Source organism: Paenibacillus arenilitoris (assembly GCF_014705655.1).
GTDB classification, from domain to species: Bacteria; Bacillota; Bacilli; order Paenibacillales; family Paenibacillaceae; genus Pristimantibacillus; species Pristimantibacillus arenilitoris.
This window is the reverse complement of record NZ_JACXIY010000012.1, coordinates 89,420-105,452: the sequence shown is the minus strand read 5'-3', so window position 1 is coordinate 105,452 and position 16,033 is coordinate 89,420. Positions and strand designations below refer to the sequence as shown.

At 45.8% G+C, this 16,033-nt stretch carries 18 protein-coding genes; 7 read left to right on the top strand and 11 right to left on the bottom strand.

Annotated features, from left to right (window positions below; translation table 11 throughout):
* Positions 1-159: 159 nt before the first annotated feature.
* The 7 genes from IDH41_RS09620 to IDH41_RS09590 form a co-directional block, all read right to left on the bottom strand.
* Positions 160-531 (bottom strand): hypothetical protein, encoded by a 372-nt coding sequence (locus IDH41_RS09620; RefSeq protein WP_190860451.1) that lies wholly within the window; start codon positions 529-531, stop codon positions 160-162.
* A 177-nt stretch (positions 532-708) separates the two neighbouring features.
* A complete protein-coding gene (locus IDH41_RS09615; RefSeq protein ID WP_190860449.1) occupies positions 709-1,038 on the bottom strand; it encodes a type II toxin-antitoxin system RelE/ParE family toxin in 330 nt (109 codons plus the stop codon).
* Between the two features lie 3 nt (positions 1,039-1,041).
* Positions 1,042-1,287, bottom strand: a complete 246-nt coding sequence (locus IDH41_RS09610; protein WP_190860447.1) for a type II toxin-antitoxin system prevent-host-death family antitoxin — start codon at positions 1,285-1,287, stop codon at positions 1,042-1,044.
* A 450-nt stretch (positions 1,288-1,737) separates the two neighbouring features.
* Positions 1,738-2,196 (bottom strand): MarR family winged helix-turn-helix transcriptional regulator, encoded by a 459-nt coding sequence (locus tag IDH41_RS09605; RefSeq protein ID WP_190860445.1) that lies wholly within the window; start codon positions 2,194-2,196, stop codon positions 1,738-1,740.
* Between the two features lie 4 nt (positions 2,197-2,200).
* On the bottom strand, positions 2,201-2,446 hold the full coding sequence (locus tag IDH41_RS09600; RefSeq protein WP_190860443.1) for a DUF2798 domain-containing protein: 246 nt from the start codon (positions 2,444-2,446) through the stop codon (positions 2,201-2,203).
* Entirely contained in the window at positions 2,446-2,757 is a 312-nt protein-coding gene (locus IDH41_RS09595; protein WP_190860441.1) for an antibiotic biosynthesis monooxygenase family protein, read from the bottom strand. Before IDH41_RS09595 ends, IDH41_RS09600 begins: the two co-directional genes overlap by 1 nt.
* Positions 2,758-3,022: 265 nt before the next feature.
* Positions 3,023-3,439 (bottom strand): VOC family protein, encoded by a 417-nt coding sequence (locus IDH41_RS09590; protein WP_223829598.1) that lies wholly within the window; start codon positions 3,437-3,439, stop codon positions 3,023-3,025.
* A 515-nt stretch (positions 3,440-3,954) separates the two neighbouring features.
* Here IDH41_RS09590 and IDH41_RS09585 point away from each other — a divergent pair.
* Complete coding sequence (locus IDH41_RS09585; RefSeq protein ID WP_190860439.1) at positions 3,955-4,713, top strand: SDR family oxidoreductase; 759 nt, start codon at positions 3,955-3,957, stop codon at positions 4,711-4,713.
* Positions 4,714-4,755: 42 nt separating this feature from the next.
* Here the strand turns inward: IDH41_RS09585 and IDH41_RS09580 are convergent, their stop codons facing one another.
* Positions 4,756-5,145, bottom strand: a complete 390-nt coding sequence (locus tag IDH41_RS09580; RefSeq protein WP_190860437.1) for a MerR family transcriptional regulator — start codon at positions 5,143-5,145, stop codon at positions 4,756-4,758.
* 89 nt (positions 5,146-5,234) lie between these two features.
* Between IDH41_RS09580 and IDH41_RS09575 the strand changes: the two genes are divergently transcribed.
* The gene (locus IDH41_RS09575) at positions 5,235-6,167 is read left to right on the top strand and encodes an NAD(P)-dependent oxidoreductase (protein WP_190860435.1); all 933 of its coding nucleotides are present in this window, start codon (positions 5,235-5,237) and stop codon (positions 6,165-6,167) included.
* A gap of 23 nt (positions 6,168-6,190) precedes the next feature.
* Here IDH41_RS09575 and IDH41_RS09570 read toward each other — a convergent pair whose 3' ends face one another.
* The gene (locus tag IDH41_RS09570) at positions 6,191-6,964 is read right to left on the bottom strand and encodes an RQC-minor-1 family DNA-binding protein (protein WP_190860433.1); all 774 of its coding nucleotides are present in this window, start codon (positions 6,962-6,964) and stop codon (positions 6,191-6,193) included.
* Between the two features lie 125 nt (positions 6,965-7,089).
* Between IDH41_RS09570 and IDH41_RS09565 the strand changes: the two genes are divergently transcribed.
* Positions 7,090-7,371 carry a hypothetical protein gene (locus tag IDH41_RS09565; RefSeq protein ID WP_190860431.1) on the top strand — a complete coding sequence of 94 codons (282 nt, stop codon included), beginning with the start codon at positions 7,090-7,092 and terminating at the stop codon, positions 7,369-7,371.
* Between the two features lie 341 nt (positions 7,372-7,712).
* On the opposite strand, the gene IDH41_RS09560 is transcribed toward IDH41_RS09565, so the two are convergent.
* Positions 7,713-8,084 (bottom strand): VOC family protein, encoded by a 372-nt coding sequence (locus IDH41_RS09560; protein ID WP_190860429.1) that lies wholly within the window; start codon positions 8,082-8,084, stop codon positions 7,713-7,715.
* Positions 8,085-8,960: 876 nt separating this feature from the next.
* On the opposite strand from IDH41_RS09560, the gene IDH41_RS09555 reads away from it, so the two are divergent.
* The 3 genes from IDH41_RS09555 (at position 8,961) to IDH41_RS09545 (ending at position 11,679) form a co-directional block, all read left to right on the top strand.
* Positions 8,961-9,977, top strand: a complete 1,017-nt coding sequence (locus tag IDH41_RS09555; protein ID WP_190860608.1) for a phosphotransferase — start codon at positions 8,961-8,963, stop codon at positions 9,975-9,977.
* Positions 9,978-10,175: 198 nt separating this feature from the next.
* The gene (locus IDH41_RS09550) at positions 10,176-10,352 is read left to right on the top strand and encodes a hypothetical protein (protein WP_190860427.1); all 177 of its coding nucleotides are present in this window, start codon (positions 10,176-10,178) and stop codon (positions 10,350-10,352) included.
* A 286-nt stretch (positions 10,353-10,638) separates the two neighbouring features.
* Positions 10,639-11,679, top strand: coding sequence for an alpha/beta hydrolase (locus tag IDH41_RS09545; RefSeq protein ID WP_190860425.1), 1,041 nt, complete (start codon positions 10,639-10,641; stop codon positions 11,677-11,679).
* Between the two features lie 139 nt (positions 11,680-11,818).
* Here the strand turns inward: IDH41_RS09545 and IDH41_RS09540 are convergent, their stop codons facing one another.
* Positions 11,819-12,658 (bottom strand): helix-turn-helix domain-containing protein, encoded by an 840-nt coding sequence (locus IDH41_RS09540; RefSeq protein WP_190860423.1) that lies wholly within the window; start codon positions 12,656-12,658, stop codon positions 11,819-11,821.
* 139 nt (positions 12,659-12,797) lie between these two features.
* Here IDH41_RS09540 and IDH41_RS09535 point away from each other — a divergent pair, with 139 nt between their 5' ends.
* Positions 12,798-15,899: a glycoside hydrolase family 2 TIM barrel-domain containing protein gene (locus tag IDH41_RS09535; RefSeq protein WP_190860421.1), complete on the top strand. Its 3,102-nt coding sequence runs from the start codon at positions 12,798-12,800 to the stop codon at positions 15,897-15,899.
* Positions 15,900-16,033 lie beyond the last annotated feature (134 nt).

Below are 16,033 nucleotides of genomic sequence, written 5' to 3'. Positions count from 1 at the left end.
TATTATTCGCTTCCCAATTATAACCTAATACGCAGTAGACATAGGTATTGTTGCGCTATCCTGCCCAAATAGCTTAACGATGCTGCCGATCATGCCGGCAGCATCGGGGTATTTATTCAACTATCGGTCTCCCGTTAGCTTAGTGGTGTTTCGTTTACATTATGAGTTATTAATGGAAAGTTTGTCGATCGCTTGAACAGCTAGTTCTAATGCTTTAATTCTTCTTTCCAGAAGTGTTCTTTGGGGACTACCAGTCTTTGACTTAGCATAACTGTTTTCAATTGATGAGAATAAACCAGTAATAACATTGCGAGCCTCTGCTAAATCTTCCTGGGTATAATGATGGGGGCTTTGATTCCAAACGTTTTCTAGCATAGCTGAGCCGATGTAAATAGCTTTGAGTCGTTTCTTTACTAGAGTAGTACTTGCGCCATCGCGAGTCATCTGAGACAAGGCATTCTCTAGTTTACTGATTGTCGATTGCAAAGATTTTATTGATTCCTGCTTATCTACATTTGACACGTGTTCCATGTTAGAACTGTCCTTCCTTCGTACCATTTCAAAGAAAACTGCCCAATAGCTTAACGAGGTTGCCAATTAATGCGCAACCTCGTCCTGGCCTGTTTATGAAACTAATTTTAGCGTATTCATACAATATTCCACACCGCTGCAGTATCGTGGTGTTTGTCTTATTGGAATAATCATTGATTATTCAACATCGTCCTGTAATTCACCAAACAGGATTCGCATGTAATCCCGCCTGCCATAAAGTATGCGATAGATGGAAACATATTCGACATCGACTCTGTAAAATATGAGATAATTGCCACTTATGAGGTAGCGAAAATCTGTTTTCACGTTAATTAATGCAGACAATTCTTTGCCTAACAACGGAAATTCCCTCAACTGCTCATAACGTGAGATGATCATCTTTACGACACTCACCGCAGCCTCCAAATGACAAAGTTCCTCGGCGATATAGGCTTTGATTTCCTGTAAGTCTTGAAATGCAAGGGGGTTAACCCGAATTCTGTACATAACCTAGACTCCTAAACGGTTTTTCACATCTTCCGATGATAGCCAATCCCCGTCTTTCACAGCAGTTTCAGCTTCGGATAGTTTGGACAATAACTTAATGGTTGCTTGTGTTTTTTCATACTCCTCTATATCTACGAGTACATAACGTCCTCTTCCATTTTTGGTCAAAAAAACAGGCTCATCAACGGCAATATCACGCAGAACTTCGTTATAGTTCCTCAAATCAGAAATGGGCTTTATATTGGGCATCATAACAACTCCTTTCTTCACTATGTCCATTATACCCGTATTATTCGTAAAATAACACATCAAATTTATCATCATATTTAACATCCGCGCCCATTCGTCTAGTCAAAGAGGCATTGTTTTGTAGCATGCTTTGTCGGGAGTATGAGAAAAGAATTGCATATCTGACCGAAATGGCGAAAAAAACGCCAATCAGGAATTTTAATGATTTCAAAAATCTTGTGTTATTGACTTTATCGATAAGAACGGACTTCATGGACTCAAACGTGAAGTTAAACAAGATGTTATTGCAACAATGAATCATTATCTAGATGGTTATAGTAGAAATCGAAAATAATAACGCCTTCGATCATTCATTCCTAATTAGTTGATCCGGGCTTCATTAATGTAATCTGCCCTCAACAGGCTACCGATGATGCCGGTAGCCTGTTGTTATGATACTATCGTTCCCCGCTAGTTTAACGGGTTATTATTGGTCAAGATCCTATCTAACTTTTTGAAAACATTAGTGATTTGTTCGATTTCTTTCTCTTCAAAGTCCTTAAAGACTTGAACAAATAAGTTTACTCTCGCACTCATAACTTGCTCAACTAATTTTTCACCTTTATTGGTGAGTGAAAGGTGGACAACTCTTCTGTCATTTTCAGATCGGTTGCGGTTTATTAAATTATTTTTTTCGAGGGTGTCAGTAAGACCAGTTACACCTGCTGAAGTAATACCTAGATATGAAGAAATATCAGAAGCGGTACAACTTCCCTTTTTGTAAAGATGTAAAAGAATAAACATGTGCCCTGCAGCAAGTTTGTAGTCGGTTTTGGGAAAGAACTCATTGCCTTTCTTTAACTTACGAAACACACTTTCAAAAATATCCTGGAACTCCTCTATTGGCTTGACTTTATTAGCCTCCTCCATTGAATTATCCTCTTCCTTCCTCAGTTGAAAACGTAATTGCTTTCAATAGCTTCCGTATTCCCTTCGGAAAAAAGTAAGCAGCAGGTAATGCACATAGAAAAGCTTCACTCCACATTCTTAACCACGTTTTCAAAAACACATCGTTGTAGCCAGTGTTTATAGAAACCAATATAAATGAAATAAAAAGCGACATGCACAGCGCTGAAAGGAAAACATAAAGCAAGGGTTCATATTTTTTATTAATTTTCATTATAAAATTACCTCTTCATATTGACGAATTGTCTTTTTAGCTTTTTCCGCCGGTTCTTGGCCTTTATATTTATTCATTTCTTTGTGTCCTTCAACATGATCTTCTCTGGATACCCATAACTTAAAATCCTCTTTAGTATCCCATTTTGTAACGAATACATATTCAACATTATCCTTAGTTTCGCGCGACCAGCATTCTGCAGAAACAAGACCTTTTGCACCAATAGTTTCATTCATACTTTTTTGGAGCTTATTAAAGATCATTTGTTCAACGCCCTTATGGCCTTCAAAACTTGCTTGACTGATAAACATTACCCAATCACTCCTTATAATGTGAAACTTCATGATTATTAAGTCGCTTATTATTTAAGTAACTTAGTTAGTTACTGACTAAATTAAAACACATGCTTTAACCAATGTCAACGAGAATGATTTTCATTAAAAGTGTACATGAAGTGATGCCATTCCGTTCGGAAGTTGTTCTAGGTATTGTAGCAATAGGTATGATTATATTGCTTACCCGGTAATTACTAATCAGGGAGCAGAGCATCGCTATCTGTTCCCCTGTATCTGACGTTTATGTTGGTCCGACGGAGTTAGAAATCTCAATTAGATTATCATCAGGATCTCTTATATACACAGATGTTATAGGAGTTAATGCTCCTGTTCTTATTACAGGACCTTCTTCAACAGGTACATCGCAACTACCTAAATGATAAATCACATCTAAAATTGGGGTATCTGTTATAAAGCATAAATCAGCAGTACCAGGCATGGGCGTTTTTGCTTTTGGTTCAAACTCTTTACCTACTTCATGCAGGTTTATTTTCTGCTGTCCAAAGTGGAGTGCCTTTCTCCCCTCTCCAAAAGTGGTCACTTCCATTCCTAATACCCGGCTATAAAAATCACATGTTTTATCAATATCCTTTACAGTTAAAACCAAATGGTCCAATCGAGAGATATTTATTGCGATCAGCTCCTTTTTCATTTGCATTTCTACAGACCGCCTGGATGCTCTGGCTATGTAACGAATCGTTTCTTTTGTTAGCTTTTTGAAGCTGGGTCTGATCGATCCGCTTGCCGTGTTCCTGATGATAGGCGCGCGCAATCTCCAGACAGTCGTTCCAAACATCTGCCGAAATACGATTGCACGCAAACAGGCGATCTACATCCGCTTTGCTCGTGCTGAAGGTCGTTTTGTGGACCCGTATCAACCGTTTCACCCTCTTTCGATAATCGAATGGCTGGTACCCGAATCTCTCGGATTTTTCCAAGGCGTTACAGATAGTATACCAAACATATATTCTTACCCAGAAGTGATGAATGAGATGCTGTTTGAACGTTTGATCAAAGCGGGTCAGCGATGCGTTCTCCAACATTAGCCGGCTTCACTACCGCTAGCCGGTTCAGATCATATCCGAATTAGCTATTGACCTTCACGCTAGCGTGAACCTTTATACTCTCCTTAGAAAGACATCAACAAATATTGTGAACGGGAGGAACAAGATCATGAGGGAATATGAGGGCAAGAAGGCTGTTATAACTGGAGGTACGCACGGTATGGGAATGGCGGTGGCCAAATCATTGCTGGCGGGGGGAGCTGAGGTCATACTGACAGGACACAATCCGATCAATGTAGAAAAAGCGAGGCGGGAACTGGGAGAACGGGCACACGTCATTCAATCAGATGTGTCTCTAATGGCGGATATTGATGCATTAGGCGCTTACGTCGCCGAACGGTTCGGCGAGATCGACTTCGTCCACATCAATGCAGGAATCGCGCTGCTCGAACCTTTCACGGAAGTGACCGAAAGCACGTACGACAAAACATTTGGCATTAATACGAAGGGGGCATTCTTTACGGTTCAGCGTCTGGCTCCGTTCATTCGAGAGGGCGGATCGATCATCATTACGTCATCCGTGGCAGATGAAGGCGGCACTCCGGGAATGAGCGTTTACGGCGCTTCAAAAGCGGCACTGCGTTCATTTGCCTCTGGTTTTGCGGCTGAATTGCTGCCGCGGGGCATTCGCGTCAATGTGGTCAGTCCCGGTTTCATCAAAACGCCGACGATGGGTGTAGCAGGCTTATCGGAATCGGAACGGTCCGCCTTCGAGGAGCTTGGCGACCAGATTACGCCAATGAAACGTCATGGCTCGCCGGAGGAGGTGGCCAAGGCCGTGCTGTTCCTCGCCTTCGAGGCTACCTTCACGACAGGCGCCAAATTGACCGTAGACGGCGGTCTGGGACAAGGCCTTTCCGTAGAATAAGGAACGGTAGCGCAAGCGTTCGCCGTGTCCATATCAAGATGATCATGCATGCCGGATGGATATCTGTGGTTTCTGCTCTTTGCTGGCAGCCGTCAGCGCAACCTGCCGCTTCAGCAACCGCTTCAATTGCAGCATGGAATCGATCTGGCTTTGCACCTTCCGTAGTTTTTCTTCGTAGATTTCCTGCATTTCTTCGCAGTATTCGTAATCATCCGGCGAGGCGACCTCGCACTGGAACAAGCTCCGTATTTCATCTGCCGTAAATCCCAGCTTCAAATAGAGCTGAATCGATCGGACCCGATCGACGGCAGATTCGCTAAACTCACGGTAGTCGTTGTCAAGTCTGCCCGCCGTAAGCAACCCTTTTTCTTCATAATGTCGTATTGCGCGCGGGCTGACATTTGTAAGACGGGATAATTCGCTTATTTTCATAATTGAGGGGTCTCCTCGCACGTTATTTATTTCAATTATATGTCGTTGTGCCACGGAAAGAAACCATTTAATCTAGGGGGGAAGATAACATGAAGAAAACCGATTTAATCCCAATAACCGTCATAGGGCTTGGTAATATGGGACTGGCGCTGGCGGCTGCATATCTGGCGGAAGGCCATCATGTGACGGTCTGGAACCGAACTGCGGGCAAAGCCGACCGCCTTATCGGCAACGGGGCCGTTCAAGCTGAATCAGCAGCCGGGGCAGTTGCCGCTAGCAAAGTGATTGTGGTCTGTTTGTCGACATATGAAGTCGTGAGAAGCACGCTGATTCCTATGGAAGCGGAGCTTGCCGGTCGTGTCATCGTCAACTTGACTACCGGGACGCCGGAGGAAGCGCGCCATCTAGACAGATGGGCTAAGGAGAAAGGAATCGATTATTTAGATGGAGCGATCATGACTGTACCCCCGCTGATCGGAACGCAGGAAGCGCTGATTCTCTATAGCGGACGGAAGGAACTGTTCCATACTTATCAGTCCGTACTCAAGGTGATGGGGGGAAGCACGACCTATCTGAAAGAAGATCCAGGTGCGGCTCTTCTGTATGATCTGGCGATGCTTACCATGTTGTACGGCGCATGGTACAGTTATTTGCACGCCCACGCTCTGCTCCGCACTGCCAATATAACAGCGGCGGAGTTCCTGCCGTATGCAAGCAATTGGCTGCAGCACTTGATTGTGCCTTCACTGACAACTTCGGAAGCCGCCCGCATTCTGGATGAAGGCCATTATGTCACGGACGTATCCAACCTGGCGGTTAACAAATTTGCGCTGGATAACATTATTAATAGCAGCCAGGAATTAGGCGTGCCAGCCGATTGGCTGCTGCCCATCCAAGCCGTCGCTGAACAGATGGTAGCCATAGGATACGGAAATGACGGCTTCGAACGCGTCTTCGAGACGATGATCAACCGTCCTGCAAATCAATTTGCCCTCTCGCGGTCTATTCCTGCGTCAATCTAGGGAACGATTCTGGCGGCTTATACTCACTCCTCCATAAGTCTGTCCCTCAGCCTTCTGCGCAGCTCGCGGCAGGGCTCGCATCGCTTGGGCGGCTCCCAGCCGCGCATGCGGAATGAGTCTTGCTCTTCCACCGACCACTCGAATCGGGTCCCGCACTCCCAGCATTTCAACCGTTCGGGACCCCGAGCTTCCATCATAGTTGGCCCTGCTGCATAATAGGAAGTCGGCACCCCCTCTACCTGAATCGGAACGCTCGAGCCTTGTTCCAACGCATTCACGACCTCCCGAATTGCTTGCTTCACTTTCTTGACGTCCACGGCCTCCCATCGCTTCAGCAACGGGATGAAGCGCGCGTCCCTCGCGTCGGCCGCCTTCTGTAAGAACAACAGAATCATACCGCGATTCCGCTCTTTTAAGTAGGACATATCCACATCGGTCACCCCTGCCTCCACCCATGCGTTCCACTGCTGCAGCAGGTGCTCCGCGGTCTGTTCTCGTTGGATGTCCCAGCCCCGTTCAGTAAAGACGAGAAGCGGCATGTCTCGATCGAATTGGATCGCCAGATAATCGTTCTTGATCATCCAGTCGACGCGATCCGTAATTTGTTCCAGCGTCAGCGACTTGAAGCAACCGTACGTTGCCGCCCGATCCAACCCCAGCGTCAAGAGCTTCTTGTCGCGGGACCCCTTGAGCAGCTTCGCCAGCATCGACCGTCCCGCTCGCCCGACAATTTCGTCTGCCGCATCCAGCATTAATAGCAAGTCCTCCTGCTGGATTTCCTGTTTTTCCTTACGCATCTGTTTCGCCCCCCATACTTGTCCTATACATCTATTTACGAATAGTATAAACTACATGCATCAATGATTGGAAATGATTGAGGTAGCGGGAAGAAATATAAGAAATACTGTGGGGGACCAACATAATGGCTAGCATACAGAAAAAGCAAAAGATCGAACAGCAGTGGAAGGAAGCAAAATTCCGGTGCCGTCTCAGCGACGAAGCCCTGCGAATGGCCAAAGAGATGGGCCTCAATCCGCTGAGCCTGATCAAGAACATTCCTTCGGCGAGCCAACGTTGGAAAGCGCCGGTCGAAGATTGGGTTCGCGACATGTACGAAGAGCGCAAACGAAAAGCAGAGAAGCGAAAGCAACGGAAGCTGGCCGCTGCGCAAGAAACGAACGACCGACTCCAAGTTCTAGAGTGAGGCCTTGTTGCCGGGCTGCGTGGGAGGAAAACTTATGCAAGTGCGAGACGTTCCCCGTCATGGACAGTATGTCGTGGAACTGGTCTTCTCTTATCCAAGAAGCAAGCGGAACAAGGACAGATGATGGCGATTGATCTTGGCGTGAACAATCTGGCAACCATCGTCACGACCACCGGCAACAAACCGATGATCGTGAAGGGCCCAAGGCATTTAGCTTGAAAAAGTACCGCATAGTTTATTATCCCTCCAATTTGAGGACTTCAACGATTAGGAGCAGGTCGCCGCGGCGCCTGCTCCTGTCATAATCATTTCACTATCGTATCCGTTAGGTATGTTTTACTTCATCTATGTTGATCTACCAGAATGGTATTACCATCAGGATCTTCAATAGTAAAGCTTGCTGGCCCTTCGCTTGTAACATCTGCTTCTGACAACATCTTCATTCCTTTTGCTTTAAGCTGCTTTTGAAGGTCTCGGATATCTGTAAACGAATCAAGATTTTCGGCATTTTCATTCCAACCTGGATTAAACGTCAGAATGTTCTTTTCAAACATTCCCTGAAATAGACCAATAACGGTACTTCCATTCTTCATAATGAGCCAATTTTGGGCAATATCTCCGCCTAAGGCTTGAAATCCTAGATTTTCATAAAATGATTTTGATTGATTAATGTCTTTTACACTTAAGCTTATAGAAAATGCTCCTAATTCCATATTTCCTCCTCATCAAAAATAAATTTTAGAAAGTTTTTTGCATAAATGAAGTGTACATCATTTCGTTGGAAGTTATACTGCCCGTTAGCGCAATGAGGTTTCCGGTTGAAAATCTTTGCTCCATAGCTCTTGGGAATTTTGACATCTTTTCTTGACTTTCAAGGCTGAAGCGCCATTATCTTTTCCAATATGCTTTTAACATTTTCCTGCCTCCAAAGAGTTGATAGAAAAAAAAGCCAAAGGTCACATCTGTTATCCTGATCAGCATCAATATTGACGGATCCACTCCGAACAAGACAATTTTAAGTAAAGTTCCTTTATTGAGCTATCCTGCCAGTCAGGTAAAAGAAAGCCGCCGATCGTTCCGGTAGCCTTTGTTCATAATCTGCGCTTTCCGGCATTGATTTTTTTGCCAAAATAGGTTATTTTATAGACGGCTTGTCGATAAGCAAGTTCCTGACACGAAGGGAGATGTGTTTTAATGACAACTACTTATATGGTGGTTTGGTCCTAAACCGAATAGCAGGCATACGCGAATGAAGCGGGAAAACGCCCGTATTATTTGCTATGCCATCCAAAGTAACCTTTCGTGAATATTGCTGTTTGCCGGATACGATGAAGGTCGTATCTTTTTTGCGTCCTGACGCCGCGCGACAGCAGCTTCTTTAGAGGCTGCTTGTCCGTGGCATTTTTGCTTCCAAAAAACAACATTAAAGGAGCAAACAAAATACCATGACGGATTTGTGACGGAGCTTCGACGCGAGCGCTTCACGGTCAAGCGCGGATTACTCGGGGCATGCCGCAGGCTATACCAAAACCGTGCAAAACGATCGCCATGGTTAGCAAACAAACGAAAAAAAATGGAGGATGGAAGAAATAAATATGAATCTCGAAACGCTGATCTATGCCTTAAGCCAAAGGTTCAAGACGGATATCATCTCGGCCGACTGCCAAACCATGCCGTTACAGGGCGGAACTGTGGGAATTGTGTACCTGGTAACGGGGATCGCGGAATCAGCGGACGGCGAAAAATTGCCGTACCGTATCGTGCTGAAAATCCAGAAGAAATGGGAGCGTTACGGCGATCCGGGTTCATGGCGCCGGGAATATGATCTCTATGCGTCTGACTTGGGAGCGACGTTCTCGGATGCCTTCCGCTGGCCGACATGTTATCACGCCGAGGTCAATGCCGAAGAAAATGAATTCCAGCTGTGGCTGGAATATATCGATGGCGTAACCGGTTTAGACTTGACTGGTGACATGTATGAACAGGCCGCGCTGGAGTTAGGACGCTATCAAGGCAAGCTGTATGCGGAGCAGCCCGCTGTGCTGCAGAGCCTGACCAACCTGAGCCATGCGGATCTCATGAAGAATACGTATTTGCATTACCGGTCATGGCCGGTTGTCTACGATTATATACGCTCGGAAGACTGCGAATTCCCGCAGCACGTACGGCAAATGCTGATCGACATCGATGAGCACGCAGACGAGATACTCGCCCGCATCGAAAAATTGCCCCTCGTGCTATGCCACCGGGACTTCTGGGTGACCAACCTGATCTATGCCGACGGGAAAATCGCGCTCATCGACTGGGATACATCCGGATGGGGCTATCTGGGCGAGGATCTCGCAAGCCTGATTGCGGATGAAGCGGATATCGATCACATGGTCGAATACTACCAGCGATGTGTCCCCGCGTATTACAAAGGCTTTTCGGAGTATGCGGATGCACCCCCTATCGCCGATCGTTGCGTCTACGAGATGATCCTTCTCGTATTCGGGTACAGGCTTGTGGAGTCGTATCTCCACACGGAGGACGATGACGAGAAGACGAAGCATGTCCATACGCTCCAAAAAATCTATGAAATGAAGACCAGCCCTGCGCAGGGTTGACGCTAAAAAAGAACTCCGAAAACCTTTGAATGTTTACGATGCCCATCTTGTTAGCGCTTGAAGGTAATGGAGGCCGGTTCACGCCCCTCCAGAACAAGCTTAACATTGCCCCCTCCCGGCTCAGCGCTAATCTGAAGAAGATGGTCGAGGATGGCTTGCTCCTCCATCTTTCTCCGTCAGAGAGGCGACACCCGTCTCTTGCCCGAATATGTGCTGACTGAAAAAGGACGGCTCCACCGCGAAGCAGCCCGCGCCGTTCAGCTCAGCGAAGAACGGATCGGACATGGGAGGCTTTCCGACAAGATGTGGGGCATGCCAATCCTGCTGACACTTAACTTCAACCACATTTCGATTGACTTGGCTTCCTTAGATTGAACCCACTTTTCTCCTTGGGTTCTTGTTTGCAAGCTGTTGAACGAGAACCCGAAGAGGGCTGCAACAGGTCGCCCACCGGCAACCTGTCACAGCCCTCCATTCCGCGTCTGACGCGGGTTTACTTCTTCCCCTCTTTCCTGTCGCCACCGGACTCCCCTCATAACTAATCCAATCGCTCCAGCTTCTTACTCCCGATGACACTGCAAATTCAACAATATTGTAATATAATCACGATATTAATATATGATCTTTATTACCAAATGCGGAGAGGAAGCGAGGATAAACGATGAAGAATTTAGAAAATACGAGAATTCCCACTGCGTACATGAAGGCTGCCAAGAGCAGCAAGCAAGGAATAGTACGAGAGCTTTTTTATCCTGTAAACAACTATATAAATCCGTCGCGCCAGCTCGTGACGAATCGTCAGATCGATCCTTTGGAGGCGGGAAGAGCCACAATTAGCGGACAGGCCATCATGAAAAGCTGCAGCGTCTATCTGCCTGCGGGCTACGACAAAAGAGATGCGGATACCCGTTATAATGTGCTGTATTTGCTGCACGGAGTAGGTGGAGATCAACATGAGTGGTTACTCGGAAGCGGGAGTGAGGGCGGGCATTCTATCTTATGCAATATGATGGATAATCTTATTGCGAATGGAGATATCGAACCGGTCATTGTTGTGATGCCAAATGGAAGAAGCTCGCAAGACTGGACGGATCGTACCTTCAATTCCGAAGGGACTAATATGCTCGGGTTCTATTATTTTGATTATGAGCTCCGGTACGATTTGATCCCGTTTATTGAATCTGAATTCAAGACGTATGCGAATATACAAGAGACAGCTCCTGAAGCAGTCGAATACAATCGTATGCACAGGGCAATCGCAGGTTTATCCATGGGAGGGATGCAGGCATTGAATCTAATCCTAGGCGGATTTCGTTGCGATTCTGCGGCTATTACCGGAATGGCTGGCGAATGGAGCAACGGGCTTGTCGAGACAGTTCCTGCGCGCGGCATGACCGATTTGTTCGCTTATGTAGGCGCTTTTTCTAACGCGCCTACTTCGAGCAACGGCAAGTTTTTGGGTGCGAGCATCGCATCAAATGGCCATAGGCTTCGACTGCTGTATATGACATGCGGAGACGCCGACAGCGTATCGATCGATTGCTACGCCAAATCGATCGACCAACTCGCTGATTTTGGCGGGGATTACCTCGATAGGTTTTACCGCGTTCTAATTAAGGACGGGGTCCATGATTTTCAAGTTTGGAGCAATGGTGTATATCAATTTGCCCGTCTTTCCTTCGGGAATGAAGAGGCACACTAATATGTATTTGATACCAAACAAAATTAGATTGCCTCGACTGATCATTCCGGCCCAAAGCCGGGCGGTCTTGAATGCGTAAGTATGAACAATTCGGATTATAGGTTGAATCTCGCTCCCGCCGCCAGGTGGGGGTTATTTGTCATCTGAGCCGGTTACGGATGTAACGTCCTGGAGGCATTCCTTCCGATTTCGTAAATTGTTTGGTAAAGGAATAAATATCCGCATAACCAAGACTATCGGCTACGTGTTTGATGGGGAGTCCGGAGAGGAGCATCATTTTTGCCTGTTTGATTATATGTTCAATGTGATACCGGTGAGGGGAAACCCCGGTCGCGGCTTTAAATAACTTCCTGAAATTCTCATAGCCCATTTTTACGGCTGCCGCAGCTTCCTTTATATCATAATGGATATCGTTGGAGCCGCAGATTAGTTGGCAAGCCTTCGATACTCTAGGATCATTGTGCTCTCTTTGCGTATAATGAACGCTGCCGTGCAATCGGATCATGAGCTCTTGCGCTCGCATCAGCAAATAGGGGAGCTTTTCATCTGAAGCGCCTTTTAGGTTTTTTAGCAATGCAACGAAATCAAAAACAAAATCGCCCGTAACCTGCGTTGCTTGCACCTCCTTATCGGAATTTATAAGTCCAAGCGTATTCAAGTAATCATAGACTGGATAACCTACGCTAATATAAAACTCTATCCATTCCCCATTTGGCTCGATTTCGGTGGAGTGCAATCGTTCGGGCAAACGCTGAACCAGATCCCCCGCTTGCATCGGAATAACGGTACCGTCCCGTGAGATAAATCGTCCGCTGCCTTGCAGGATCAAAAAACAGCTGTAATATCCGATCTTAAAGTCATACTGGGAACGGTCTGCCGTTCTTTTTCTCATAAAGCCGCACGACAAAATGCCTTGGTCGAAATCACCGCCGATACACCGGTATGCGACATCATTTTCCTTTATCTCGTCGTAATTCATATCGTCGCTACACCTACCAAAATGGATAAATGAATTGCCAGACTTAACATTTTATATGAAGACTACTCCATATATTATAAGGGTATCGATTTTTTACTACAACCAATTAGAACAACTGCAGGGAGGCTATTCGAAACGTATGAAGCTGAACAGAGACTGGGAGAATCCGCATGTCGCTCAAAAGAACCGTTACCCTATGCATGAGCCTTACGGCGTATACGAAACCTTAGAACAAGCGCTAAGCGGCGACCGCAGAACGTCAAAATACGTAAAATGCTTAAACGGATCGTGGAAATTTAAGTTGTTTTCGTCTCCAGATATTGTAGCCGATGAGTTCTATAAAACTGAATATGACGTTTCCCATTGGGATGATATCGTTGTTCCTTCCAACTGGGAGCTTTCCGGATACGGAAAACCTATTTATACCAATATCAAGTATCCCTTTGCACGGAAGGGGGCGGACTCCCGTCATGAAATTCAACTGCAGAAAGATGAATTTATGTTGAATCCGCCTTATGTGCCAGAGGATAACCTTACCGGATGCTATGTCCTAAATTTCGAAATTCCGGAACATTTTAACGGCCGAGATCTATTTATCGATTTTGCCGGCGTGGAATCTTGTTTTTATTTGTGGTTAAACGGGAAGCTCGTCGGTTATTCGCAGGACAGCAAGCTTAACGCTTCTTTCGAAATTACGGATTACATCCAAATGGGACAGAACCATTTAGCCGTACAGGTGATGCGATTTGGAGTCGGCACTTATTTGGAGGACCAGGACTACTGGCATCTATCGGGGATTTACAGAGATGTTCTGATTTACGCAAAACCGCGAATGCGCATTCATGATTATAAAATCGAAACACACTTTTTGGGAGATTACGACAATGCCGAATTAGCCGTGACGGTTTATCCCAATAATCAAGCAAGCTGTTACGGGGAAGCTCGTGTGCGCCTGTCTCTTTATGATCACGAGCAAAAATTGGTTACGCAATTTGAAACGCCGAAATTTGCGGATTGCAGAGCCTACCTGCAAGAGATCTTTGTGGCGAAGGTCAAACAATCCGTTAAGAGTCCCCAATTGTGGAGCGACGAAATACCTTACCTCTATAGATTGGTATTGGAAATGATCGGCCCTGACGGAAATGTCGTTGATATCGAGAGTGCAAATGTCGGCTTCCGCGAAGTTAACATCGATAAGAACGGGATATTGAAAATTAACGGCAAACGTCTCATCATCCGCGGCACCAATCTTCATGCGTTTTGTCCCGAAACGGGGCGCGTGGTATCGCCGGAATATATGCGTGAGCAAATCAAGATCATGAAATCGCTAAATATCAATGCGGTAAGAACGAGTCACTATCCGCATGCAGTCGAATGGTACGACCTCTGTGATGAACTGGGCATTTATGTCGTGGATGAGGCCAATATTGAGACCCATGGCATCGGCGGCCAGTTGAGCGCATCTCCCGAATGGACGCATGCTTATATGGAACGTGCAGTACGGATGGTGTTGAGAGACAAGAATCATCCCTCGATCATTCTATGGTCTCTTGGAAATGAATCCGGTTACGGAGCGAACCATGCCGCAATGTACGGCTGGATTAAGGAATATGATAAAACAAGATATGTCCAGTATGAGTCCTTGAATCCTCCGGCCAATATTACCGATATCGTCGCACCCATGTATCCTCAGAAGGATTGGATTCTGGATTGCATGGCCGATAGCGAAGACTTGCGGCCGTTTATTATGTGCGAATATGCGTACGCGAAAAGCAACAGCAACGGAAATTTCAAGGAATTTTGGGACCTCATTCATAAATTCCCGCGGTTTCAGGGCGGTTTTATTTGGGATTTCCAGGATAAAGCGCTTGTTAAGCATGATGAATCCGGGAACAAAAAATATGTATATGGCGGAGCGTTCAAGGAAGAGATTATGGATGCAGCGCCCGATATGTGCCTGAACGGCATTGTATTTCCGGATTTAACGCCGAAACCGGCTGCCAATGAAATCAAATATGTTCAGGCTCCCGTCCAGATCGATTACTTTGAACGGCCTTATTATGTTCCGGGTAACAAAAGTTATCGAATTTATAATCATTATACGCATCGAGACTTAAGCCACCTGGATATCGGTTGGGAGCTTGTTTGCGACGGGAAGGTTGTCGAAAACGGTACATTGCCTAAATTGAGCACGCCGGCCGGATCGATGGACAGTGTTCAGGCGCCATACGATCCAACCAAGGTATTTGGAGAAGCGTTCCTAAATTTCTATGCTTATCTTAATGAGTACACTTATTATGCAAATAAGGGAACCTGTATTTATGCATGTCAGATCGAGCTGAATGATTCTGTTTATGAAACACATACCGGAGATATTGAAAGCGGAAGCCTGGTATATGAAGAAAACGCAGAGCGAATTCATATTCATAATGAAAATACGAACGTGATATTCTCGAAAGAAACGGCAGAGTTCGTTTATGTGAGATACAATAACCAGGACTACTTTACGGGCGGAGCTAACAATTTCTATCGCCCGCCAACGGGTATCGACGCCGGTATACATGGCGAGACGCTTAACTATGCGGATGACTGGAGAAGCCTCGGGCTGGACTCCAATCAGAAAGAGATCAAGCGTATCCGGGTATATTCAGCACCTGCTTCCGTAATCATTCAGGTTCATGCTCTGTATCATGGTTGCATTGAAACACGAACTGACTATGCGATTGGCGGTAAAGGCATTGAAGTTACCAACACTGTCGTGAATAATGCCAATGTCGATACGATTCCGAGAATCGGTTTAAGTTTTACCTTCTCTGCTGCCTGGAAAAATATCAAATGGTATGGCCGCGGGCCATGGGAAAACTATGCGGACCGTAAAACGTCTGCCTTCGTCGGTATATATGAAAGCTCTGTTGAAGAACAACATGTTCCCTACATCGTGCCGGTTGCATGCGGGGGCAAGGAAGATGTCCGTTATTTAGTAATGTCCGCGGATGATCGCAAGGTAAAAGTTACCTCGGCAGGTTGCTTCCATTTTGATATTCATCAATACAGCATCAGACAGTATGACAATGCTGCTTATGAAGACGAGCTTGGCACATCCGATTCCGTTTTCCTTCATATCGATTATAAACATGCAGGTCTTGGCGGAGACAACGGTTGGACCAAGAATATTCACGATGAATATAAAATCCAAAAGGGCATCTATGTTTACAAGATCACTTTAGAAATCATGGATTAAACAGCAAAGCCCCGAAGCTAAGAATAGAAGTGAAATTCTAAGACCGTTGACAATGGCACATGCCAAAGTCAACGGTCTTGTTTCATCTGGTTTGTTCGACGGGCGAGTACGTTACGTTTTGAACGATGGTATCT

Coding starts and splice junctions, on each gene's coding strand:
- IDH41_RS09620 (WP_190860451.1), bottom strand. CDS start 531: ATGGAACACGTGTCAAATGTAGATAAGCAGGAATCAATAAAATCTTTG.
- IDH41_RS09615 (WP_190860449.1), bottom strand. CDS start 1,038: ATGTACAGAATTCGGGTTAACCCCCTTGCATTTCAAGACTTACAGGAA.
- IDH41_RS09610 (WP_190860447.1), bottom strand. CDS start 1,287: ATGCCCAATATAAAGCCCATTTCTGATTTGAGGAACTATAACGAAGTT.
- IDH41_RS09605 (WP_190860445.1), bottom strand. CDS start 2,196: ATGGAGGAGGCTAATAAAGTCAAGCCAATAGAGGAGTTCCAGGATATT.
- IDH41_RS09600 (WP_190860443.1), bottom strand. CDS start 2,446: ATGAAAATTAATAAAAAATATGAACCCTTGCTTTATGTTTTCCTTTCA.
- IDH41_RS09595 (WP_190860441.1), bottom strand. CDS start 2,757: ATGTTTATCAGTCAAGCAAGTTTTGAAGGCCATAAGGGCGTTGAACAA.
- IDH41_RS09590 (WP_223829598.1), bottom strand. CDS start 3,439: ATGCAAATGAAAAAGGAGCTGATCGCAATAAATATCTCTCGATTGGAC.
- IDH41_RS09585 (WP_190860439.1), top strand. CDS start 3,955: ATGAGGGAATATGAGGGCAAGAAGGCTGTTATAACTGGAGGTACGCAC.
- IDH41_RS09580 (WP_190860437.1), bottom strand. CDS start 5,145: ATGAAAATAAGCGAATTATCCCGTCTTACAAATGTCAGCCCGCGCGCA.
- IDH41_RS09575 (WP_190860435.1), top strand. CDS start 5,235: ATGAAGAAAACCGATTTAATCCCAATAACCGTCATAGGGCTTGGTAAT.
- IDH41_RS09570 (WP_190860433.1), bottom strand. CDS start 6,964: ATGCGTAAGGAAAAACAGGAAATCCAGCAGGAGGACTTGCTATTAATG.
- IDH41_RS09565 (WP_190860431.1), top strand. CDS start 7,090: ATGGCTAGCATACAGAAAAAGCAAAAGATCGAACAGCAGTGGAAGGAA.
- IDH41_RS09560 (WP_190860429.1), bottom strand. CDS start 8,084: ATGGAATTAGGAGCATTTTCTATAAGCTTAAGTGTAAAAGACATTAAT.
- IDH41_RS09545 (WP_190860425.1), top strand. CDS start 10,639: ATGAAGAATTTAGAAAATACGAGAATTCCCACTGCGTACATGAAGGCT.
- IDH41_RS09540 (WP_190860423.1), bottom strand. CDS start 12,658: ATGAATTACGACGAGATAAAGGAAAATGATGTCGCATACCGGTGTATC.
- IDH41_RS09535 (WP_190860421.1), top strand. CDS start 12,798: ATGAAGCTGAACAGAGACTGGGAGAATCCGCATGTCGCTCAAAAGAAC.